Genomic DNA, 24,301 nt, shown 5'->3' on the forward strand with positions numbered 1-24,301 from the left:
GATTATAAATAGTTTCTTATTTTACGATTGCTTTTACAGCTGCTTCACCTTCAACAGCTACTACAACTACACCAGCAGGAGCTGCGATTGTAGCGTTGTCAGAAGAAAGAACTGTGTTGGCGATTGTCTGACCAAGAACGTTGCTGATAGTAACTTTCTTACCGGCTGCGCCGTTGATTGTTACATTACCATTACCAGCAATTACAGATACTTCAGAAGCGTTGATACCTTCGTTAGCAACAGGTTTGTCGTCTGTCTTAGCGATATTGAAACGTTCAGCATCAGCGATATCTTCTGTTAATACAGCTATACCATTAACCAAACGAACAAATTCGTTATTCTGTGTTTCAATGTAGAATTCTGCTTTCTGATCATCATTTTTTGTCAGACGGAACTGGACAGCAGCATTGTTAAAACCATTCTTGCTCAGGTCAATTGTATCATTCTTAGCATCTTTTGTTCCCTTGAACTTAGAGTCCATGATAACCAAAGAATCTCCCTGGTGAATTGCATCTACAAATGCCAGACGGGTATATGTTCTGCTTTCATACATGAACTTATCCAACATAGGCTTGTTTCCTGCATAAGCAGCTACAGAATCAGACAGGGTTACCAGATAGTTGGCACGAACCTGATCTACCAATTCGTAAGCATGACCATGATTTACCGGACAGAATGTTGTATCCGGAGTAAAGTCAGGACGTACAGCCAGCAAGTACTGAGGACGTGCTGTTTCGTTACGTACATAAGCTGTATCAATAAACATAGCTGCCTTGTTAGCACCATTGAACAGAGCACCCAGATAGTTAAGACCTGTAGGATCTGCATCGTAACCGGCTACCTTATTTGTTGTATTTTCATACAGATAACGATTATCTTCACGAGTTACATTGATCTTAGCCACATTAGTCCCCAGATTCTTCAGACCATCTTCAGGATCTGTTACACCCAAACGACGATATTTAGGAGCGTCTTTAGCTATCAATGCGAAAGTTGATGTACGACCGTCAACAACAGTTCCATAATAATCCCAGTTAACTCCCTGCGGTCCGTTTTCACCTTCCAGATCTTCCACGATCAAAATTGAAGGATAATCTTTTACAGATATCTTTTTCTTACCAAGTTCACCTGTCAGTGTATTAGTTTCATAATCCTTATCAGCTTCAATCAGCGCATAATAATGAGTATCCGCTTCTTTAAATTCTTTCAGGAAGAAAGCATCAATATTATTATAGTTTACTTTACCATTTGTCAGCGTAGAGTTAACCAGCTTAAACTTACCATTTTTATCACTAGCAATAAACAGTTTATCTTCATCCTTGACATTCTTGTTAGGAGTTTCTAACTGCAGGTAGTAAGCCATACGTTTCAACTCTTTAGCAACACCGTTTGCAGATGCACCATAGGCAAGAGAGTCTGTTGCACGGATTAAGCGGAAGTAAACCAAGTCTTCAGCATCTGTCTTTGCTACATTCAAGATAGAATCCTTATCACTGTAACCGACAAACAGATCAGAATTCAAATCGTTCAGATATTTCAGAGAGAATACAGTCAACTGATCTGCTGCTTCTTTGTTATCTTCAGGATTTGCAAAATAACCAAGTGTAACGTCTTTTGTAAATTCTTCCGGAACCGGAGTGAACAGTAAAGAGTCACCACTCATATTAGTGTACAGATTCTTTGTTGTTGTTGCATACATATACTGTTCCTGAACTCTGCCGTTATCATTAATGAACATCAATGGAGCGGCAGTCTCACGGTTTATGATAGAATTCAGATTTTCACCCTTTGCCTGCGTAACGATCCATTGAGCAGCAGGAATATGGTTTAAGTCCTGATCTTCCACAGTTGCCATAAACTGTCCACCTTCTGCTTCCAGCAACCAATTGTGAGTAATATAACGACCGTTCAAAAAAACCTTAATAGGAGTCTTATCATTGCTGACATATTGAATTGTGTAAACACCAGCCGGGATTGCAGAAGAAGGAGCGAAAGCAACATTCAAACCAATACGAGTATTTAATGTCGTTTTGTTGAATGCAGAGTTTTCAATCAGTTCATCAGCACCGATTGTTACTTCACGGTGTTTGGTAGCGTCGTTCAAAACAACGATCTTCACAATGTTTTCTTCTGTCGGAGTTCCGTTAACATCAACTGTATGCAGTTCCCATGATTTAACCATTTGCTGATTACTCATATCCAGATATTTAACATCTGTCAACGGATGTGCAAAACCTGCAGAACGATAGATCAAAGCATCTTCATCTTTCAACGGAGTTTTGATCACCAGAGAGTCTTCAGTAGGATAATAAGTGAACTGGAAGTTGTAACGCGCATTATAATCATGCTGTACATAAGCTGCAACATCCAGACCTTTAGTCGTTTTCAATTCAGGGTTCAACTTACCTGATGCAAATGTAAGATGTTTGTTTCCGCTGTTGCCAGTCAGGAAAGTAGTATCTACACGCAGGAAGTTTTCTGTGCTGTTCGGCATCTGCAATGAAAGATAACCATCGTATGTTGAAGGATATTTTTCATCCATTCCACCTAAAGCCTCTACCGCTGCAGCAATGGCAGTAGCGACAGATTCATTACCTTCTTCTTCTACATCCCCGGCAACCTCAGCCAATTCTTCAAAAGCATCTGTCACTTCCGACATGTTTGCATATTTTGATGCTACGCTAAAAGAGGTAATCGCATTGGCAACATGTGTTTTATCTACAGCTAAAGCAGCAGTTTCAGCATCTGTTGCAGCGGCAAGGTCTGCCTTGGCTAACTCTTCATTTTCAGTGAAAACAGCAATTACGGCATCCTGATCATTTGAAGATGGTTTAGTATATGCATCACCATCTTCCTTGCCATCCACCAATGCTATAAATTCATCCAGAACTTCTGCTTTCAAATCTTCAGTTGATGTCACTGTAGCAGCTGCTACTGCAGTCTTATATTCGCCAACAGTGTTAACACCTTTCAAAGCATCTACTGCAGTCAAAAGGTTTGCAGATAAAGTAACGTTAGCTTCCGCCGTCGTTACAGCATTTGCATATACAGTCGTTACTGCAGCAGCTGCGGCATCTCTTAATGCTTCATAAGCAGCGTCATCGATACCTGAAGTTGCATTGTCGCGAACATAATTAATAGCTAAAGATACCATTGTACGGTTGGCTTCAGTCTGATAACCAATAAGCTGATTTGTCAATCCTGCATTAATTTTGTCAGCATCAGTCCAACTTGCATCATAAGTAAAGGCTTCAATAGCAGCAGCTATAATATCCGCAGCTTCTTTATCTGCATCCGCTTTCTCTTTTGCTGTAGTATATCCGGCATCCAGTGATGCAGCACTTTCTTTAGCAGCTTTCAAGCTATAAGGAGTTACATCGCCTAAAGCGGCATAAGCAGCTCTCACTGTGCTATTGTCTGCATCGGAAACATCGACAACCTTATCGACAGCAACAGCAGCCTTAAGAGCTCCCCCTGTTGCAACGCCTAATTCTTTATCATCAGCCAATAAGTCTTTCAATGTATTTGCATCAGTCAGTTGCGCTGTAGCTTCAGTTACCAAATCAGTAAAATCTGATTTTTCAGACTTTACAGCATCTACTGCAGCCAGAAAACTTTTTGCATCTGCTGCTTCATCAGCAATACCTTGAAGAACCTGGATCTGACGATCAGTGTATTTATTATTGTTAACATCATCATCGTCCTCATCATCGTCATCCTCATCATCATTTACAGCCAGAGTCTCAATTTGTTCTTCACTCAAAGTACGAATCAAATCTGCGATATATGCGTTTGTATTAACCTTCTTTGCGTCTTCAACTGCTAATTTGCTATTTACAAGAACAGCTTGGTTAACAACATTCTCGCCCTGAGCCTCGACTGCTTTGTATTCACTTGTCCATAAGTTGGAAGATCCTTTGGATACATCCGGATTAAAGGTAAGTTTGAACAACTCACTTGCATTCGAAGCGATAAACATACTGTTCAAATCGGCAGCAGTAAGAGCTACACCCTGTACTGTCATCGGTTTCAATGCCAATGCAGAAGCACTATTCTCTTTTGCCTGTGCATATTTGATAGCACCTACTTTACCGCTTTTTACAGCTAGAGTCATTACTGAGTCCGGATTGCTGAAACGGTATTTCAAAGGAATAGGGTCTGACTTAATGCCAGATCCTTCAATACCTTCCTGCCATTCCCATGTAGCTATTTTCCCAGGGAATTCGTAATTAATATCAGCACTCAAACCATCTTTACCGGCATTTTCTGTAGAGAACGACAAAGGCAAATTGTTGTATGCACTTCTGAAAGTGAAGTAATACTTCTTTGTAGTGTTGTCGTAGGTAGTCCATTCGATCTTCCATAAAGTGGCTGCCAGGCTAACTTTATCACTTGCACCCACCATTTTTAATTGGTAAGTTCCGCCTTTCATAACCAAAGCCAATACTTTACCACTGCCATCACTCAGTTGGAAAGCACCTTCTTTTTTAAATGTGTTAGCTACAACTCCGGTCTGGTTAGAAAACAAGGTCATAGAAGATGATTTCTCCTGTGCCCCTGCCGTTCCAAAACTCGAAACAAGTAGTAAACCTGCTACCAGCGTAGAAAACTTTTTGTTCATAAATTTAAATTTTAATATTAATAATAGTGTTCCTAAAAACTCTTTTACAGCCAGTCTTCAGACAAGCCTATTTTAGCAAATGACTAGCTAAAACGTTCCTTTTTTCTAGTCATCTTTTTGAGGCGATTTTAACTTTGTGCGAAAAAGAGCTAATTTCATACTAAGTTTGTTATCCAATTGATAAGAAAGCAGATAGATTTGGAAAAATTATTTGGAAAAGAATTGTAGATTAAAAATTATGCTTTACCTTTGTTGACTAGAAAAAAGGAACGTTATTTCTAGTCATTTCTATTTTTTCGTACTTAACTATTCATCAATCAATTAACATCATATTTAAATCTTTTATATTATCTGTAAATAGGTACACGCGTACATTGATAATATACTGATAATCAATATACCAATTTTCTGATTTTTTACTACTTTCCCCAAAAGGGATGATTTTGGCCTATTTTAGGAGGGAACCGGTCACTATAATTCAAAACACAATAAAGGCCATCGTTTTACAACGACAGCCTTTATCTTTATTATATAGAAAGAAGTTTACAAGTTATTGATTTCTTCTTCGGAAAGGCCGGTGCATTTCCTTATAAAGTCAAGGGGAGCACCTTCTGCTTTCATATTCTTGGCAATGGATATTTTCTCTTCCGCTCTACCTTCTGTTCTACCTTTAATTATGCCTTTAGCTTCCCCTTTTGCCTCTCCTTCCTCTTTTGCAAAGTCCACGATATTCGTGCAATCGCGGTACACCTTGAGTGCCTCGTCATATTCCAGACGTTCCTTTTTAGTCAGATTAGCTATACCGGCTATCTTTTCCAATTTATCGAATAGTTGTTTTTGTGCCTTAAAGGGCATACGCTCCAATTTATCCATATTCTTTATTAAAAAAACTACAGTATAAACATTTCTTCCAGTGTTTCAATCAGGTTATCATCTCCTGCAGCATGCATCTATGATGCGGCAGCTTCCCAATTCCTACGTGGAACAAGCTTGATAATAATACTATTATCTCTATGCGTAATTGTTACCGGATCTTTGGCCGACAAATTTAAGCGCTTTAGAATACTGGCAGGTAATATAACGCCCATGCTGTTTCCGATTTGTATGATACGTCTTTTCATTATTATACTATATCATTTACACTACACAAATAGTGTAATAAATTTGTTGGGGAATTAATTTTGTTCAGAATTTGACAGTTATGAATGTTGTGTTCGTAGGGACGGGGTTTGCCCGCCCTCCTTCACCGTTTGTTATATCAGTGTCGCAAAGGGTGGGCAAACCCCACCCCTACGAGGCCTGTTATTTTAGTTCACATTTTTCTATAAATGCCTCAACAACTCCTGTATATCTAATTGCATTTTAGAGAAGGCGAACCATTTTTTACCCAAATCTTTTAATGAAGCGCCGATATGGTACAGTTCTCTTTCGTCTATAATGAGGAAACGGTCATGCGACTGGTGGAATTGCCGGATATCAATGGGTTCGTATTGCGAATTATGACGCAGCAAATCTAATGATAGTTGTTTGGATAGCTGGGCAGTATAGATCGTAACCGTTACTCCGGGAATGCGCTTGGTGAAAAGTGTCAATACTGTGTCATCAATATAGTTATCAATCAGGATAAGAGAGGTAGTAGCCGTACGGATCAGGTCAGCTACAAACTTATAAGCATCGAATAGTTGGCCATCATAGAAAACTCCTTCTACCGGCGGCAGCGATGTTTTCACAAAGAAGTCGATCTTTTGATCATGTTCAATTATTTTTGCTTCAATATTTTCGATTCTCTTATTGATAGAGTAGCCTTTAAGCAAATAGTCTTTTAAAATCTTATTTGCCCAAATACGGAACTGAGTTCCACGCTTTGATTTGACGCGATAGCCAACAGAAATAATAACATCAAGATTATAAAATTTCTGCATTCTTTTTACCACCCTGCTTCCCTCTTCACGAACTTGTAAGAAATCCTTACAAGTTAAATCTGCAATTAACTCCTGTTCTACATAAATATTCTTAATGTGTAGTGTAATATTTTGAGGGGTTGTCTCAAATAATTCAGCCATTTGCGCCTGGGTCAGCCAAACTGTTTCATTTTCCATTCTGACTTCCAACTGTAAGGTCTTTTCCGGTTGGTAAACAATGATCTCTCCTTGATTTTTCATAGCTATATAATTTCGTTTGTTACAAAGTTAGGATTATTATTTATTACATATCTGTTTTCTTCTCAAAAAATCATGAGAATATCACAAACAGGTTCATTATTTCCTATTAAATGAGCCATCTGGTTATAACACACCCACGTTAAATGTTGTTATTTAGCAGCCTCCTCCAACAAGTATTTATGTTAAATCACTATGTTATAGAACATATTTAATACAAAGCTGTTATCTTTGCAGTGACTATTAAACAGTAAAGAGATATGCTAAAACAAGCATTTTACATTCTGTTCTTCTATTTTACCGGAGAGTTTATCAGCTCTTTTATCGACGGTTTCATCCCCGGAAGCGTGATCGGTATGATATTGTTGTTTCTGGCATTGGTTTTCAAACTGGTAAAACCTGCAAATGTTAAGAAACTGTCGACTGTACTGACAGAGAATATGGGTTTGTTCTTCCTTCCGGCAGGTGTCGGGCTTATGACTTCGCTGGGTGTTATATCGCAATATTGGGCAGTCATTCTTACTGCATCCGTTGTCAGCACCATCTTAGTAATTGCCAGTGTCGCACTTATCCAGCAAAAACTAGGCAAGGAGGGCGAAAGCAATGAATAACCTCGCACAATCGGAAATATTTGCACTCACACTGGTAATCGGTACTTACCTGGCTGCACTGGCCTTATACAAGAAAACCCGCATCAGCCTTTTGCACCCGTTATTGACCTCCATCCTCGTTATTATTGTCGTACTAAAGACAATGGGCATAGAGTATGAGTCTTTTCAAAGAGGGAGTCATCTGATCCATTTCATGCTGGGCCCATCGGTTGTTGCACTGGGATTCGTACTCTATGAACAAATGCAGTATCTGAAAGGGAATGTGATCTCTATCCTCACCTCTGTATTCGTCGGTGCCATCGTCGGAATTGTGAGTGTGATCGTGATCGGTGACCTTATGGGAGCCGACCAGGCATTGATCGCCACCCTTCAACCGAAATCCGTAACGACTCCTATCGCTATGGGCATTGCTGAAAAGTCCGGAGGAATACCTTCGCTAACAGCTGTCATTGTTGTTGCCGTGGGTATATTCGGCAGTATCGTAGGCCCGTTTGTTATGAAAGTGTTAGGCATTGAAAGCCGGATTGCCAAAGGTCTGGCATTGGGAGCATCTTCCCATGGCGTAGGGACTTCAGTCGCTATACAGATCGGAGCTATTGAAGGTGCACTGAGCGGATTAGCCATCGGACTGATGGGAATCATGACGGCTATTCTGGTTCCTGTTATCAGTTTTATCATTTCCCTGTTTTAGGAATTTCCTGCATCAGGTAGCATTCGTAAATCATATCAGACTGATTTGCAACTCTTTTCTGAACAAAAAGAATGTTACATGTTGGTACTTTAATAGGAAAACACTACTTTTGTACCCGGAAATGACCGAAGATAATTCAATAAATCATTATAAATAAAAAATAGATCGTATGATTAATTCACAAGACATTAAAAACGGAACGTGTATCCGCCTGGACGGGAAATTATATTTCTGCGTTGAATTCCTTCACGTAAAACCAGGAAAAGGAAACACTTTCATGCGTACCAAACTGAAAGATGTAGTAAAAGGTGGTATCCTTGATCGCCGTTTCAATATCGATGAAAAACTGGAAGATGTACGTGTAGAACGTCGTCCTCATCAATATACTTACAGAGAAGGCGAACATTATCACTTCATGAATCAGGAGACTTACGAAGATATCATCATCGACAAGGCGCTGATTAACGGGGTTGATTTCATGAAAGAAGAAGAGATCGTAGATGTTGTTTCCGATGCTTCTACAGATACAGTTCTTTTCGCTGATCTGCCTGCTAAGGTTCAATTGAAAATCACTTACACAGAACCGGGTGTAAAGGGCGATACTGCTACTAATACATTGAAACCTGCTACAGTAGAAACAGGTGCAGAAGTTCGTGTTCCGTTATTCATCAATGAAGGTGAAATTATCGAAGTAAACACAGCGGACGGTTCCTATTGCGGACGCGTTCGTTCATAAGATAAAACAAGTAGGGGCGGTTCGCGAACCGCCCCTACAACCAAAACACATCGCTATGAAAATAAAAGAATGGGCAGAGGAAGACCGCCCACGTGAAAAAATGCTACTCAAAGGTATTACATCCCTCAGTGATGCCGAACTCCTGGCCATTCTCATCGGCTCAGGCAACAGCAGTGAAACGGCTGTCCAACTTTCACAACGTATCCTCAACAGCGTAGACAACAACCTGAATGCATTAGGCAAACAGACGATCCATGACCTGGTCTCCGGTTTCAAAGGAATCGGTAAAGCTAAGGCTATCACTATCTGTGCAGCTCTGGAACTGGGTAAACGGCGCAATCTGGCCGATCCCATCCTGCGCAACAGTATCCGGAGCAGTCGCGATGCCTACAATCTCTTTCATCCCCTGCTCTGCGATTTACCGTACGAAGAGTTATGGATCGCACTGACCAACCGGGCAGGGAAAGTGATCGGTAAAACGAAGATCAGCCAGGGCGGAACAGGGGAAACGTCCGCCGACCTCCGTATCATCCTCAAAACGGCAATCAATGGGTTGGCTTCAGGGATTATCCTCTGCCATAATCATCCGTCGGGAAACGTACGCCCCAGCTCGCAGGACGACACCCTGACCAGGCGGCTGGACAAAGCGGCAGACCTGCTGGAGATAAAGTTGTCAGACCACCTGATCGTTTCCGATGGGACTTACTTCAGCTATGCAGACGAAGGGAGACTGGGGTTGTAAAACATTTTCTCTTTTCTACGGTTTAGTATATAGAAGATATTAATGTATATTTGCATTCAAATTAAAGAAAGATGAACAACGAATTCCTCCAAACAGAAGAAGCGATTGTCGCCATGCTGAAGACAGTATACGACCCGGAAATTCCGGTCAATGTGTTTGATCTCGGCCTGATATATAAAGTTGATGTAGACGACAAAAAGAACGTCCGTATAGATATGACCCTGACTGCCCCTAATTGCCCGGCAGCCGATTTCATCCTGGAAGATGTACGCATGAAAGTAGAATCGGTAGACGGTGTGAACAATGTGGAAGTCAATCTCGTGTTCGAACCGGAATGGGATAAAGAAATGATGTCGGAAGAAGCTAAACTGGAACTTGGTTTCTTATGAATCCTTCGCGGAAGAAAATATATTTTGCATCGGACGCCCACTTGGGCGCCCGCTTTCACAAAGACCCGCTGGCTGTCGAGAAAAAACTCGTTCGCTGGCTCGACAGCATCAAGGAGGATGCACTGGCAGTCTATTTCCTGGGAGACATATTCGACTACTGGTATGAATATAAATATGTAGTACCCAAAGGGTTTACCCGTTTTCTAGGAAAACTCGCCGAACTGTCGGACAGTGGTGTAGAGATTCATATATTTATCGGTAACCACGATATCTGGATGTTCGACTATCTTCCTAATGAGATAGGAGCAACTATCCATCGGGATGTATTGACTGTCGATCTGTTGGGTAAACGTTTCTTTCTCGGACATGGCGACGAAGTGGATTACCGCAGTAAGGCTTTCCGTTTTATCCGTGCTCTTTTCCGTAACAAATTCTGCCAGTGGCTGTATGCCGGCATTCATCCCCGCTGGACTTTCGGCTTCGCTCTCGGATGGTCGCTGAGTAGTCGCAAAAAAGGGCTGGAAAAACACAAGACTTGTGAATCTCCCGACTATCAAGGTGAAGAGCGCGAGTATATGGTTCTCTTTGCCAAAGAGTATCTGAAAACACATCCGGATATCAACTTCTTCATTTTCGGCCACCGTCACATCATGCTCGACCTGATGCTCTCACGCACATCCCGCCTACTGATTGCCGGCGACTGGATGACGCTCTTCTCCTATATCGTATGGGACGGGGAAAACCTGTTTCTTGAACAGTTCGAAGCTGAATAACTTCACATAACGACATAAAAAAAGACTGCTCCAACCGGTGTCGGAGCAGCCTAAACACTAATCCTGTGTTTTGTAAGCTGTGAGGACTAGTACTATTTATTATTTACCTAATATATCCATTGTATCGGAAGCGATCATATATTCTTCGTCGGTAGGAACAACGATAATCGTTACCTTACTGTCCGGAGTGCTGATCACCATTTCTTCACCACGCATGCCATCGTTCTTCTTTACATCGATCTTCATTCCCATGTATTCCATGTTTTCGCATACGACACGACGGGTAGCCCACTGGTTTTCACCTACACCGCCTGTCCATACCAGGATATCGCAACCACCCATGGCAGCAGCATAAGCACCGATGTATTTCTTGATTCGGTAGTTATAAACATTCAGAGCCAGAATAGCACGTTTATCGCCTTCAGCAACAGCAGCTTCGATCTCACGCATATCGGAAGAGATACCAGAAAGCCCCTGAACACCGCTCTGTTTGTTGATCAGATCGGATAAGCCTTTCGCATCCAGTTTTTCTTTATCCATGATAAATGAAAGTGCACCTGCATCCACATCACCGCAACGGGTTCCCATCAGCAAACCTTCAACCGGAGTCAATCCCATGGAAGTATCTACGCTCTTACCGTTTTTTACAGCAGCGATAGAACCACCGTTACCTACGTGAGCTGTAATGATCTTCTGTTCTTCGTAAGGAACACCCAGGATTTCGCAGGCACGTTTCGATACGTAGCGATGGCTGGTTCCGTGGAAACCGTAACGACGAATACCATATTTCTTATACAGAGAATAAGGCAGACCGTACATATAAGCATAGTCCGGCATTGTCTGGTGGAAAGCAGTATCGAACACTCCAACCTGACGGATGCCCGGGATCAACGCGCTCATGGCACGGATACCTTTCAGGTTTGGCGGGTTGTGAAGAGGTGCCAGGTCGATGCACTCAACCATTTTACCGATCACCTCCGGAGTAATTTCCACACTTCCGCTGAATGCTTCTCCACCGTGTACCACGCGATGACCTACAGCGTCAATTTCGTTAAACGACTTGATACAGCCGTATTTATCATCTGTCAGTACGCTCAGGATAAACTCGATAGCCGCATTGTGCTCCGGCAATTCTTTATCCAGAATAACCTTCTTACCATCCGGCTGAGTGAACTTCAGGAAAGAACCCGGCAGACCCAGTTTCTCCACCCCACCCTGTGCAAGTACTTCATGTGTGTCCATATTGAACAACTTGTACTTTACAGACGAACTTCCGCAATTTAAAACTAATATCTTCATATCTTACTTGTTGTGTCTTTTTTACTTTTTAGCAGCCTTTAAGCCGATCGACTGATTGCTGGCGATAGCAACCATCTTATAGATATCGTCTACGGAGCAACCACGGGAAAGATCGTTCACCGGAGCAGCCATTCCCTGAAGGATCGGACCTACGGCTTCTGCATCACCCAGACGCTGAACCAGTTTATAAGCGATATTACCTACTTCCAATGTAGGGAATACGAGTACGTTAGCCTTACCTGCCACTTCGCTGCCCGGAGCCTTCAATGAAGCAACCGATTCTACCAAAGCAGCATCAGACTGCAATTCGCCATCGATCTTCAGTTCCGGAGCCATTTCTTTAGCCAGACGGGTAGCTTCAACGACCTTGTCAACCATTTCGTGAGAAGCACTTCCCTTCGTAGAGAAGCTCAACATAGCCACGCGAGGTTCTACACCTACGATATCGCGAGCTGTTGCAGCAGTAGCCACAGCAATACTAGCCAGTTCGGGAGCAGTCGGATTCGGCATCACAGCACAGTCGGCAAATACAAGGAGACCGTCTTTTCCGTATTCCGGTTTCTTTGTGAACATAAGGAATGCACCCGATACACAGCTCATACCTGGAGCAGTCTTAACGATCTGCAGAGCAGGACGAAGCACATTACCTGTCGTATTCTGTGCACCGGCAATTTCGCCATCGGCATCACCAGCCTTGATCATCAGGCAAGCCAGGAACAAAGGATCTTCAACAAGGACAGCAGCCTTTTCAGGTGTCATACCTTTTTTCTGACGCAATTGGAAAAGCAGATCTGCATAAGCAGCTTTCTTTTCATGATCTTTAGGGTCAACAATAGTAGCCTGTCGGATGTGGTTCAGACCGTAATTAGCTGCCAAAGAGGAAATCTCTGCCGGATTTCCAATCAGAATGATGTCGGCAACTCCATCGGCCAGTAAACGGTCGGCGGCTTTCAATGTTCTTTCTTCTGTTCCTTCGGGAAGAACAATACGCTGCTTGTCAGCTTTAGCGCGTGCAATAATCTCTTGCATTAAGTCCATAGTGGAAGATATTTTTTATAGTATTTAGTAATTGCTACTGTTTGCGGCTACAAAAGTAGACAAAATGCAACATAGAGTTTGCAAAAAGCACAAACTATTTGCAACCAGAGCTGTCACTTTCAGAACATTTAACAGTAATTCACGACTTCTCGCCCTCCGGAAAGGATTTGTTGAAGATCTTCGGCTGAAATATTGATCTCCAGTTTACCATTATGAGCAACGGATATCTTACCCCGTTCTTCCGATACAATAATTATCAACGCATCAGTTTCAAGAGACATTCCGAGTGCGGAACGGTGGCGCAGTCCCAGATCTTTCGGCAGACTGGCCTTCTGGGCAACCGGAAGAATACAACCTGCAGCTTTTATCCGTCCATCGGCAATAATCATGGCGCCGTCATGTAAAGGACTGTTTTTAAAGAATATATTTTCGATCAGGCGGGCATTGACATCGGCAGTGAACATTTCTCCCGTATGCTCGTAGACCGAGAGATCGACATCCTGCTGGATCACGATCAGGGCACCGGTCTTTTTACGGGCCATATTCATACAGGCTAAGACTACAGGGGCGACAAATTTCCCTTCACGTTCACTGTTCGTATCCCTTTTTGAAAAGAGTTTTCCCAGGAACTTCCATCCCCGGTGGGACCCCAACGCCATCAGGAAACGGCGGATCTCATCCTGAAACAGAATAACCAGCACTACAAAACCGACACTGATAAACTTATCGAGTATGGCTCCCATCAAACGCATTTCCAACACCTGCGAAACAAGAATCCATACTATAATAAACGAAACTACCCCACTAAAGATAGCCAGCGTACCCGAACTCTTCATCAGTTTGTATGTCTGGTAGAGAAAAAAGGCTACCAGCAGTACATCGATCAGGTCTTTTATTCCGAAATGCATCCACATAATATTATGAATTGATAGTCGACAATCGAGAGTCGACAGTTTTAGTAACCAGTTTCACAGCTTCGACAGCAGCTTTCACATCATGAACACGGAGGATATCGGCCCCGTTCATCAACGCCAGCGTGTTCAATACCGTAGTACCGTTCAGGCTATCGGCCGGCGTTCCACCCAGAAAGCGATAGATCATGCTTTTACGGGATATGCCCACCAGGAGGGGAAGATCGAACACACCGAACTCCTGCAGACGGTTCATCAGCAGGTAATTCTGGTCGACCGTCTTACTGAAGCCGAAGCCGGGATCGAGAATGATATCGTTCACGCCCAGCAAACGCAGTTCACGAACTTTCGTAGCAAAATACAACATGATCTCCTCCATCATATCCGTATAACCGGTATATTGTTGCATTGTTTGGGGAGTGCCTCGCATATGCATCATTATATAAGGCACATTCAGATCGGCTACTGTCGCAAACATGTTTTTATCCAGTTCGCCGCCGGATATATCATTTATGATGGCTACGCCATATTCCTCTACACATTTACGGGCTACATCGGCACGAAAGGTATCCACCGATACCACAGCTTCCGGATAATGCGTATTCAATATCTTCAACGCAAACGCCAGGCGCTCCATTTCTTCTTCCGGGGAAACCTCGGCTGCATCGGGACGGGAAGAATACCCGCCGATATCGATCAGCTCTCCGCCTTCCGAGAGAATTGCCTGTATCCGATCATTGATAGCAGCTTCATTCTGTTTACGGCTGTCGGCATAGAAAGAGTCGGGGGTTACATTCAAAATACCCATCACGACAGGAGTTGCCAACGACAAGAGTGTACCCTTAATATTGAGCGTTTTATCTAACATTTCGATCCATATTTCCAGCAAAGATACACGATTCTCATTTAAATATTCATTCTTCATTCCTCATTCTTCATTTAATTGTTACTTTTGCTCACCAATAATAAGCAAATGAAAAAAGCTATGAGTATATCAGAACTGTATGAATTGTTTATACACAATCCGAAAATAACAACAGACAGCCGCAATTGTCCGCGCGGTTCCATCTTCTTCGCCCTGAAAGGTGAAAGGTTCGACGGGAACCAATATGCGGAAAAGGCTTTAGCTACCGGTTGCTCCTACGCAGTAATCGATAATCCGGATTATGTCATTGGAGAGCGTACCATTTTGGTCGATAATGTATTGACAACTTTGCAGCAGCTGGCTTACCGCCATCGGAAAATGCTGGGCATTCCTATTATAGGAATTACCGGAACAAACGGTAAAACCACTACCAAAGAGCTATTGGCAGCTGTATTATCTACCAAATTTAACCTGCTTTATACCGAAGGAAACTTCAACAATCATATCGGCGTCCCGCTCACCCTGCTTCGTCTGACTCACGACCACGAAATGGCAGTGATAGAAATGGGGGCCAGCCATCCGGGAGATATCAAGGAACTGGTAGAGATCGCATTGCCCAACTACGGGATCATTACAAATGTAGGTCGTGCGCATCTGGAAGGTTTCGGCTCGTTTGAGGGAGTGGTGAAGACCAAAGGAGAGTTATACGACTATATCCGCCATACCAAAGGCAAGATATTTATTAAGAAAGAAAACAAAGACCTACAGGAGATTGCCAAAGGAATCGAACAGATCACTTACGGGAACGATGATAGTTCTTTCGCCTCAGGTCACGTTATCAGTTGTAACCCATATCTTACTTTCGACTGGAAACAGCAGGGTAAGATACATACGGTCGAAACGCATCTGATAGGCGGATATAACCTCGACAATGTATTGACAGCCGTAGCCGTGGGCCGTTATTTCAAGATTCCGGCAGAACGTATCAGCCGGGCTATCGCGGCATACGAACCGACCAACAACCGTTCGCAACTGAAGAAAACAGAACATAATACTTTACTGATCGATGCATACAATGCTAACCCGAGCAGTATGAAGGTCGCTATCGAAAACTTCACTTCCATGCCCGTATCCTCTAAAGCCGTTATCCTGGGGGACATGCGTGAACTGGGCCCGGCAAGCGACGAATTGCATGCCGAAATAATAGCAGAAGTAAAAGCAGGTAAGTTCGATAAGGTATTCCTTTGCGGAGAACATTTCCAGAAAGCAGGTAAAGAATTTGCCACTTATGCAACAACAGAAGAACTGATCGATGCATTAAAAGCCAACCCCTTAAAAGGATATCATATCCTGATCAAAGGATCGCATGGGATGGCGTTGGAAAAGACGGTGGAGATATTATAAGATAAAAGCTGTAATACTTTTTCAATAAAAAGAGCCATGCTTTCCTTTAAAAGCATGGCTCCTTTTATAAATTTCCATTAAGTCGACTTTGCAGTTTGAAAAGCGAAATCACTTTTACTCTTCTTTAATCAATGTTTTCTTTCCGGAGTCGTAAATGACATACATCCGGTTATCTTCCACCAATACACCGCGGCCACGCTTCTTCTCCATATTCTCTTTGTTGTCTACATTTACAGCAACCACACGATACCGATAGAAGGTAGAGATATCATCAAAGATGGTGTGTCCCACGAAAAGGCGTTTTGCCTGATACTTACTGAATATCTTCGGCAAGTCTTCCGGATATAAAGGATAATACTTGTCGGCACTATGTACCATTCCCCGATACCAGATCGGTCCGTAGGTCGCATACATGAAAGCAATATCATCAGAAGCCTTTTTACGTTCTTCTTTCGTGAGGAACAGTCCTTCACTCATAATCTTATTCACTTGGGGAATACTTTTATTCTTTTCCAGAAACTTCATACTGAGGCCGGCATGTACAAACAGGTTATCTCCTATAAGCTGCATAGTGTTTCGCATCGCCAGCCAACGCCCCAACTCTGTCTGTTCGTTCCATAGTTTCTGATAAGGGATATTCAACGTATCTGCCAAATGAAGATATTTACTTTTTGTATAACGCAGGTCACCGGCCAAAACCATCCCTTCATGATTTCCCAAAAGGAAAGTCATGCATCCGCCGGCCTCCTTCGCTTCCTTTTCTAATTTATAAAGCAACCAGTAAATAGGCAATACATCTTTTCCACGGTCGAATATATCGCCGATCACCACCAGATGATTCTTGCCGAACGACCAACGATAGTCCTTATCCACCACATTCCACTCTCTCAGAATAGAAGAGAAACACTCCCAGTTGGCATGAGGATCGGAAAGGACGATCATCTTCTCAGCTTGCTTGTTTTTCCATTCCGGACGTTTGATACGATGTAAAGTAACCGGAAACAGCTTTTCTCCTTTATCGGAATAAACGTCAAACGAAAAACCTTTCGGTACTGCCGGATAAGTCTGGTCATTCAGGTTGCCTGCCGTATCTACAGAAACCGACCGGAAACTACCGTCGGCATTATACAATAAATAAGGCCCGTCGGCAGAAAGTGACTCTACTTTTTCTTTATATTTCTTATCCGCACCCGACAACTGCACAAAGCAGCTTGTCAGGAGAACGAATAATACTATAAATTTATATTGGAAAGATTTCATATATCTATTTAATAACCTGGATTCTGTTGTGATGCGATATTCGGATTCGTATCAATTTCAAATTTAGGAATAGGAAGCACAACTTTATAATAATTCCGGTCAAATTTCTTTGCTTCATCCGGCATTGAGAGATGTTTCGTACTGCTGATAGCAGATATCTTCACATCTTTACGCTCTATTGTCTGGTTATTACGTAAAGCATCATACAGACGATGGCCTTCACCGTAGAATTCTTTACGACGCTCGTTCAATACACGTTCCAGTGAAAGCGTCTCATCCTTTACTGTCATTTCCGGATTTGCACGGTTCACGATCGGTTCAAGATACTCAACCGCTTTTGCATTATTGCCCAACTTAACAGCCGCCTCAGCTGCATTCAGATAAAGTTCGGACATACGTAACAACGGGATATTGGCATCTGCCGGGTTTTCATTTTTCTGTGGCTGATACTTATTGATATAAGCTTTTGCCTTATAGATTTCGTACACCTTGTTACGAACATCATCCGGATCCTCATTCAACAACCCGAAGAAAGAACTGGTCAGAATCATATCCGAATACCCGCTGCGCCAGCAAAGATATCCCATACTTTCTTTTCCCGGACTATCTACCGTCAGATTAACGATCTCGAAGAATACTTCACCGGGATCGGAAGCACTACGTTCATCTCCCCAGGCTGTGGGATATTCCTCGTTACTCCATAGATGATATTTATATTTCCCTGCACCGGCTATCGCCTCTTCTGCCACTTTCAATGCATTTTCATTATCACCCTTGTACAGGTAAGCACGGCTCAACAATGTCATAGCACCCCAACGATTCATCTTTCCGAAATTAAACTCCGGACTGAGTTGTGGAATGGCATCATTCAAGTCTTTAATGATAGCGTCGAAACATTCGGCTACAGTATTACGGGAAGGCTTACTATCGATCTGACGAACATCCTGCACGATACATGCTCCCCAGGAAGCACCGTTGTCCTTTGTATAGGGGTACCCATAAATACGGGTCAAGTCAAACAAAGCCAGAGCCCGGATGGTCAGTGCCTGTCCGATTATATCACTACGCTCTTCCTTATTCTCTTCTGTTTCTGGGATATTTACGATCTCTTCCAGAATGATATTCGCATTACGGGTAAGCTGATAAGGAATCTGCCATAAGGTGGAAGGGGCATTGTCTTTCGTATACTTCAACAAGTAATAGCTACCGGTACGCTTGGTTGCACCGTTAGCTTGTACATCATCAGCTGTTACATCGCCGTAATAAGTGATACGTCCGGAATAACCGTCCGAATTCTGCATGGCACTGTAGATACCGTTTAACGCATACTGAAAATCAGACAAACGTTCGAGAGAACCTTCCGAGGGTATCTCTGTCGATGAGTCTAAATCTAGCCAACCGTCGCCACAGGAAGTAGCGAACAGGGTTAAAACACCGGATAATATATAATTTAATGCTTTCATTATATTGTAGACTTTATGATTAGAAATTAACATTTAATCCAAAAGTAACCGAGCGTAATGGAGGAGTACCCCAAATGGCAGTACCACCACTAACTGCTTCCGGATCGTAATATTTATACTTCGCCCATGTCAGCAGGTTATTGCCGGATACGTACAGACGGACCTTGTCGATACCGGCAGCACTTGTCCATGCTTTCGGTAGAGAATAGCCGAATGTCAGATTTTTCAGACGAATAAAATTCGTGCTGTGCAAACGACGAGTCGTTGCATACGATTTCATAGAGACATCACCATTCAGGATAAAGCGTTCTATATCCGTCTGATCGCCCGGGTTCTGCCAACGGTCACGATAATAAATGGGGATATTGGCTTCAGGGTCATCGCCGCCATGTTCCGTTTTCTGCGCCCAGTTATCATACGAATAACCACCAAACTGGTAAGAGAGCATAAAGTTCAAATCAAATCCTTTATAACGCAGGTTGTTAGAAAGACCTCCCTGCACTACAGGATCTGCATGTTTTGTAGCGATACGGTAAGCTTCACCGGGATCTTCCGTAATTGTTTTATCCAGACTGCCGTCGGCATTCTGCTTATTGGTATAGAACTGAGGAACACCGGTTTCAGGATTAATACCTGCAAATTCAATCAAATAGAAGGTACGGTAAGGCATTCCTACTTTACGAATCTGCGAACCGCTGACAATTTCAGTCTGCACACCATCCAAACGAACGACCTTGTTCTTATTATGCCCCAAGTTAAATGTCGTATTCCAACTGAAATTCTTATTGGAAATATTCGTCGAATTAATTTCCAGTTCGACACCATGGTTCTTCACCTCACCGATATTCATCAGAAACTTATCGAAACCGGTTGTCATAGACAGTGGACGATCCATCAACAAGTTTTTAGTGCGGCGAGTATAGTATTCAAGCGTCACATTCAACCGGTTGAAGATACCGAAATCGAGCCCCAGATTGAAGTTATGATTGGTTTCCCAGGAAAGATCTTTATTTTCCAGTTGCGACTGCAAGATACCAGGCTGTTCCAGATAGCCTTCTTTGATAGAACTCAAACCCATATATCCGTAATAATCAGAAGGGAGCGTACCGTTCACACCATAAGAGGCTCTTACCTTCAAATCGGTAAGCTGATCTTTTAAGTCTATCATGAAATCTTCATCAATAACTCTCCATGCTCCGGAAACAGACCAGAAGCTACCCCAACGGTTTGAACTCGACAATCGGGAACTACCGTCCAGACGATAACTACCACCTAAATAATATTTATTCTTAAAATCGTAGTTTATACGTGTCAGATAAGAAACCAAGCGATATGCCCGGCTGTATCCTCCTACAGATTCAAGCTTCATTCCGTTTTCCACATCGTTTCTGTCGTAACGGGCAAAGTTTGATGATTCACCGGACAAATGGTCACGGTCATACATATCCGTTTCGTAGCCGGCCAATACATCCAAATGATGATTGTTGGCGATAGTTGCCTGATAACTCAAGGCATTTTCCCAAACCAGCTTTCGGTATTCATAAAAAACTTTTTTCATATCTCCATTCAAGTCTTCACCGTTTGAGGTACGCGGGTCATACCAGCGATCCCCTTTCGACAAGGTATAATCGTAACTCAATGTCGTCTTGAATTTCAGATTATCAATAAATTCATACTGCCCATAAACCGTATTGAATGCACGGGTAAGATGTTCACGGCGATAGTCGTAAGTAGCCGATAGCAAAGGATTGCGATCGGCAATGCGAATTAATTCGCGATTCCAGCTGCCATCTTCGTTATAAACAGGGTCGGAAGGTGTAACAGCACTCTTGGATGTATAAAAAGGAGAAGTATAAGAAGTTCCCTCATCGTTCACATCCTGGTTCACATTCGCAAATAAAGCTTTTACACCCAGGCTAAACCGCTTGGTTGCCTGATAATCGACATTTACACGGCCGGTAATACGTTCCAGACCGGAATTCAAAGCAACACCCTCCTGTTTCAGATAGCCCAAAGAACTATAATATTTGAATTTATCCGAACCTCCGGTAATAGAAGCTTCATAAGTCTGATGGCTACCCTTCTGGAACAGTACATCATCCCAGTCGATATATCCGCACCAGGGCTTCGGGGCATAATCGTCGATTTCACCGTCGGCATACTCACGGGCTTCTGCTTCCGTCATTTTTTTATGAACCATACCGTCGGCTACCAACCCGTCATAAATCAGATTGCGACGTTCTTCTCCACCCATTACTTCACGGTAATCCATAGCAAAGTCAGAGAAACCCCAGTCGGCTTTCAACGAAACCGAAGGTTTTCCTGTTTTTCCCTGCTTGGTTGTGATCAGGATCACACCGTTGGCTGCACGCGAACCATACAAAGAAGCTGCCGCAGCATCTTTTATAACGGTAATATTCTCTATATCCGAGGTATTGATAGTTGACATAATATCCATACCTGCATCTGATCCTGTGCTACTGATATTCCCGGAGTTTACCGGTACACCATCTATCACATACAGAGGTGAATTGGAAGCATTAAAAGATCCCATACCACGAATATTAATAGAGGAAGCAGCCCCCGGCTGACCGGATGTCGACGAAATCTGTACTCCGGGAGCTGCACCCTGCAATACCTGAGAGAATGAAACGGCCGGAACATCTTTCACCTCCGACGTCTTTACCGTTGAAGCAGAACCGGCATAAGCCGATTTCTTATATGTTCCATACCCGGTAATAACCACCTCTTCCAGTTGCTGGTTTTCCGATTCCAATACAATTTTCAAAGGAGTATTTCCCGATACACGTACTTCTTTCGGACTATAGCCGACAAAAGAAACAACGAGCGTTACATTCTTTTCGTCTTCCACTTCCAACGCAAAGTTTCCGTCCATATCGGTTGTCGTACCATAAACAGTACCTTTCACGATTATATTTGCTCCGGGAACAGTTTCACCTGTCTCATCGAATACTTTTCCCTGTACCATCTTTTTTTGCTGAACAACAGCAGCGCTTGCCATGTCCGCTGTATGGCGGATAGCCACCACTCCATTATGAATAGTATATGTCAGATTCGTTTTATCCAAACACTTATCGAGCACCTTATAGACATCTTCATTAGCAACATCCACCTTATTCACTTTCACATTCTGCACATCGGGAGTGCTGTATACGAAGGTAAAATCGGTCTGTTTTTGCAACTCCCAGATCACATCCCGCAAGGTTGCATTACTGAAAGCGACAGTCACAGTCGCACTAGGTATCGCCGAACGGGCGGGAGCTTGTGCAAGCCCGGTTGTCAGAAATAAACAGACCAGACCGGATATACAGAGGATTCTCTTTCCACTGCCTTCTCCGAAGTTCTCTTTGTCTTTTCTCATAATAATAAAATTTTAAATTAGACCTTATGCTATTTTGTTTTTAATCAATAGATAGTGATGTTTCGTTTCTCCACTTTCGTCTTTACTTTGCCGGTAGCCCTCAACAGTTCCAAGAAAGGATCGATTTCTTCATACCGGTTCAGGTTACATCCAAACCGAAGATTCTTCACATTTTCATTACCATAAATGACATTCACATCGTACCAGCGTGACAAAGCAGTCATGATATCTTCAAGCCGTTCGTCTTTGAAATAGATCTTTCCATGTATCCACGAAGTATAAAGAGATACATCTACGTGTCTGACTACCAGTTCGTGCGATTCATTATCGAGTTCCGCCTGCTGTGACGGTTTTAAATCTATACTTCCCCCTTCTTTCGTATGAATACGAACAGAACCGGTCACCAGCGTTGTTTGTATACAATGGTCGTCCGGATAAGCTGACACATTAAACGTTGTACCTAACACGCGTACATCTATACCTTTTGTTTTTACAATGAAAGGAGATCCACTTTTGCTGACTTCGAAAAAAGCTTCACCTGTCAGTTCCACTTCGCGGGCATCACCGGAGAAATGAACCGGATAACGCAGTGAACTCATTGCGTTCAAATGAACCAGGCTACCATCGCTCAGCCGAAGTTTATATTCTCCTCCACGTGGAATATCTATTTTATTATAGACTACTTCTTCTTTGGCTACGACATCAGTTTCTTTCTTATTATAGGCCAGTTCTGCACCTTTTACATTGATCTGTATACCGGATTCCTTGAGTTCATCCCGGGATTCGGCATCGAGACCGACCACTGTCCCATCACCGAGAGTCAATAAAGCCTTGCTCTCTCCCGGAGTTATATGCATAGTCTCAGCCAAAACCGGTTTCGAGAAAGTCTGTCCTTCGTCACGGGTAAAATGCCAGGTAAGGATTCCTGCGGCCAACGGAAGAAGGAAGATGGCGGCATACTGACAAATAGTTAGATAGAGTTTTTTGCGGCGTGTCACACGGATACGCTTCTGTACCTGTTCCCAGCCAACTGTCTTATCATATTTCTCTGCCCGACAGGAATGTGCATACAAGTTTTCCTTCCGGCACATCGACTCGAATAAACGGAGATTATGCTCAGAGGCATTTTTCCACCGTTCCAGCTCCAGCGCTTCTTCTTCAGACAATGAGTTTGTTACTGATTTAGCAATTAATGCTGCAATATAGAAATCTTGTTCCAACATTCCTGTGATCTTTTATTAAGTAAAACAGGCGAAGTTAAAAACAGGGTGAATGGCATTGAATATTTTTTTAACTGGGCTAGAGAAATAGTACGTAATAGTAGTATTCTTTGAGGAAAGAACGGAGTTTCTTATAGGCTCCTTTCTTTAGTGTATGTACGGTTTCTTTGGAGACGGACAGTTTTTCTGCAATCTCTGCATTCGAGTTATTCTCCAGGGCCAGCCGGATAATATTACGGCTTTGTGAAGGCAGTTTATCCACTGCTTCCATTACAACGCGGTGCATTTCTTCTTCTATCAGATAATCATGGAAAGTGGATTCTTCCATATAAGCAGCCGTTGTTTCTTTATATCCTGACACCACTTGGCGATGCTCCAGTTCGTTCAAACAGGAATTGCGGACACAGGTGTACATAAACGACCTGACCTGATAAATAAACTGAAAGTCATTTTGCTTCTGCCAAAGCCTGGCAAAACATTCCTGCACAATATCCGACGCTAATTCTTCGTCTTCCACATAGCGTTCCGCAAAGACACACAAAGGTACATAGTAGCGGTCAAACAGATTTCGAAAGACCTGTTCGTCAGTTAAATTTATTTTCTCGTCATTGCTCACACTCTTTTTATAATCGCCGGATATCTAACACTTTACTATTTTTTGGCGTTTAAAGTTACACAAAATTATATATTACACAAGAAAGCCCCGGAAATTTGAAACTTCCGGGGCCTTTTTTGTG

At 42.7% G+C, this 24,301-nt stretch carries 20 protein-coding genes; 7 read left to right on the plus strand and 13 right to left on the minus strand.

All coding sequences use genetic code 11. The annotated features are described in order from the left end of the window. Positions 1-16: 16 nt before the first annotated feature. From QZ076_RS14455 to rhuM, 4 genes are all read right to left on the minus strand, one after another. The gene (locus tag QZ076_RS14455; RefSeq protein ID WP_293714181.1) at positions 17-4,621 is read right to left on the minus strand and encodes a DUF6383 domain-containing protein; all 4,605 of its coding nucleotides are present in this window, start codon (positions 4,619-4,621) and stop codon (positions 17-19) included. A gap of 543 nt (positions 4,622-5,164) precedes the next feature. Further along, positions 5,165-5,494: a hypothetical protein gene (locus QZ076_RS14460; RefSeq protein ID WP_293714183.1), complete on the minus strand. Its 330-nt coding sequence runs from the start codon at positions 5,492-5,494 to the stop codon at positions 5,165-5,167. A gap of 77 nt (positions 5,495-5,571) precedes the next feature. After that, the gene (locus QZ076_RS14465; protein ID WP_293714185.1) at positions 5,572-5,742 is read right to left on the minus strand and encodes an AbrB/MazE/SpoVT family DNA-binding domain-containing protein; all 171 of its coding nucleotides are present in this window, start codon (positions 5,740-5,742) and stop codon (positions 5,572-5,574) included. A gap of 201 nt (positions 5,743-5,943) precedes the next feature. Next, positions 5,944-6,783 (minus strand): RhuM family protein, encoded by an 840-nt coding sequence (gene rhuM, locus QZ076_RS14470; protein ID WP_293714186.1) that lies wholly within the window; start codon positions 6,781-6,783, stop codon positions 5,944-5,946. Between the two features lie 257 nt (positions 6,784-7,040). Between rhuM and QZ076_RS14475 the strand changes: the two genes are divergently transcribed. The 6 genes from QZ076_RS14475 (at position 7,041) to QZ076_RS14500 (ending at position 10,722) form a co-directional block, all read left to right on the plus strand. Beyond that, the gene (locus tag QZ076_RS14475; RefSeq protein WP_293714187.1) at positions 7,041-7,391 is read left to right on the plus strand and encodes a CidA/LrgA family protein; all 351 of its coding nucleotides are present in this window, start codon (positions 7,041-7,043) and stop codon (positions 7,389-7,391) included. Next, on the plus strand, positions 7,384-8,082 hold the full coding sequence (locus QZ076_RS14480) for an LrgB family protein (RefSeq protein WP_293714189.1): 699 nt from the start codon (positions 7,384-7,386) through the stop codon (positions 8,080-8,082). The genes QZ076_RS14475 and QZ076_RS14480 overlap by 8 nt, the downstream gene beginning before the upstream one ends. Positions 8,083-8,251: 169 nt before the next feature. After that, positions 8,252-8,818, plus strand: a complete 567-nt coding sequence (gene efp, locus QZ076_RS14485) for an elongation factor P (protein ID WP_293714191.1) — start codon at positions 8,252-8,254, stop codon at positions 8,816-8,818. Between the two features lie 55 nt (positions 8,819-8,873). Next, a complete protein-coding gene (radC, locus tag QZ076_RS14490; RefSeq protein WP_293714193.1) occupies positions 8,874-9,560 on the plus strand; it encodes a DNA repair protein RadC in 687 nt (228 codons plus the stop codon). A gap of 71 nt (positions 9,561-9,631) precedes the next feature. Next, positions 9,632-9,949, plus strand: coding sequence for an SUF system Fe-S cluster assembly protein (locus tag QZ076_RS14495; protein ID WP_293714195.1), 318 nt, complete (start codon positions 9,632-9,634; stop codon positions 9,947-9,949). Next, positions 9,946-10,722 carry a UDP-2,3-diacylglucosamine diphosphatase gene (locus QZ076_RS14500; protein WP_293714197.1) on the plus strand — a complete coding sequence of 259 codons (777 nt, stop codon included), beginning with the start codon at positions 9,946-9,948 and terminating at the stop codon, positions 10,720-10,722. The genes QZ076_RS14495 and QZ076_RS14500 overlap by 4 nt, the downstream gene beginning before the upstream one ends. A gap of 99 nt (positions 10,723-10,821) precedes the next feature. On the opposite strand, the gene QZ076_RS14505 is transcribed toward QZ076_RS14500, so the two are convergent. The 4 genes from QZ076_RS14505 to folP all read right to left on the minus strand — a co-directional run bounded on the left by QZ076_RS14505 (position 10,822) and on the right by folP (position 14,838). Continuing rightward, the gene (locus QZ076_RS14505) at positions 10,822-12,021 is read right to left on the minus strand and encodes an acetate kinase (protein WP_293714199.1); all 1,200 of its coding nucleotides are present in this window, start codon (positions 12,019-12,021) and stop codon (positions 10,822-10,824) included. A gap of 21 nt (positions 12,022-12,042) precedes the next feature. Beyond that, positions 12,043-13,059, minus strand: coding sequence for a phosphate acetyltransferase (pta, locus tag QZ076_RS14510; protein WP_293714201.1), 1,017 nt, complete (start codon positions 13,057-13,059; stop codon positions 12,043-12,045). Positions 13,060-13,187: 128 nt separating this feature from the next. After that, positions 13,188-13,973 carry a diadenylate cyclase CdaA gene (gene cdaA, locus QZ076_RS14515; RefSeq protein WP_293714203.1) on the minus strand — a complete coding sequence of 262 codons (786 nt, stop codon included), beginning with the start codon at positions 13,971-13,973 and terminating at the stop codon, positions 13,188-13,190. 4 nt (positions 13,974-13,977) lie between these two features. Further along, positions 13,978-14,838: a dihydropteroate synthase gene (gene folP, locus QZ076_RS14520; protein ID WP_293714248.1), complete on the minus strand. Its 861-nt coding sequence runs from the start codon at positions 14,836-14,838 to the stop codon at positions 13,978-13,980. Positions 14,839-14,955: 117 nt separating this feature from the next. On the opposite strand from folP, the gene murF reads away from it, so the two are divergent. Then, positions 14,956-16,239: a UDP-N-acetylmuramoyl-tripeptide--D-alanyl-D-alanine ligase gene (gene murF, locus QZ076_RS14525; protein WP_293714205.1), complete on the plus strand. Its 1,284-nt coding sequence runs from the start codon at positions 14,956-14,958 to the stop codon at positions 16,237-16,239. 114 nt (positions 16,240-16,353) lie between these two features. Here the strand turns inward: murF and QZ076_RS14530 are convergent, their stop codons facing one another. The 5 genes from QZ076_RS14530 to QZ076_RS14550 form a co-directional block, all read right to left on the minus strand. After that, the gene (locus QZ076_RS14530) at positions 16,354-17,499 is read right to left on the minus strand and encodes a metallophosphoesterase (protein ID WP_293714207.1); all 1,146 of its coding nucleotides are present in this window, start codon (positions 17,497-17,499) and stop codon (positions 16,354-16,356) included. A gap of 8 nt (positions 17,500-17,507) precedes the next feature. Then, positions 17,508-18,962, minus strand: coding sequence for a RagB/SusD family nutrient uptake outer membrane protein (locus tag QZ076_RS14535; protein WP_293714209.1), 1,455 nt, complete (start codon positions 18,960-18,962; stop codon positions 17,508-17,510). A 19-nt stretch (positions 18,963-18,981) separates the two neighbouring features. Further along, positions 18,982-22,344, minus strand: a complete 3,363-nt coding sequence (locus QZ076_RS14540; RefSeq protein ID WP_293714211.1) for a TonB-dependent receptor — start codon at positions 22,342-22,344, stop codon at positions 18,982-18,984. 44 nt (positions 22,345-22,388) lie between these two features. Next, positions 22,389-23,567, minus strand: coding sequence for a FecR family protein (locus tag QZ076_RS14545; RefSeq protein WP_293714213.1), 1,179 nt, complete (start codon positions 23,565-23,567; stop codon positions 22,389-22,391). Positions 23,568-23,643: 76 nt separating this feature from the next. Then, complete coding sequence (locus QZ076_RS14550; RefSeq protein WP_293714215.1) at positions 23,644-24,180, minus strand: RNA polymerase sigma-70 factor; 537 nt, start codon at positions 24,178-24,180, stop codon at positions 23,644-23,646. Positions 24,181-24,301 lie beyond the last annotated feature (121 nt).

Source organism: uncultured Parabacteroides sp., assembly GCF_905196875.1.
Classification (GTDB): Bacteria; Bacteroidota; Bacteroidia; order Bacteroidales; family Tannerellaceae; genus Parabacteroides.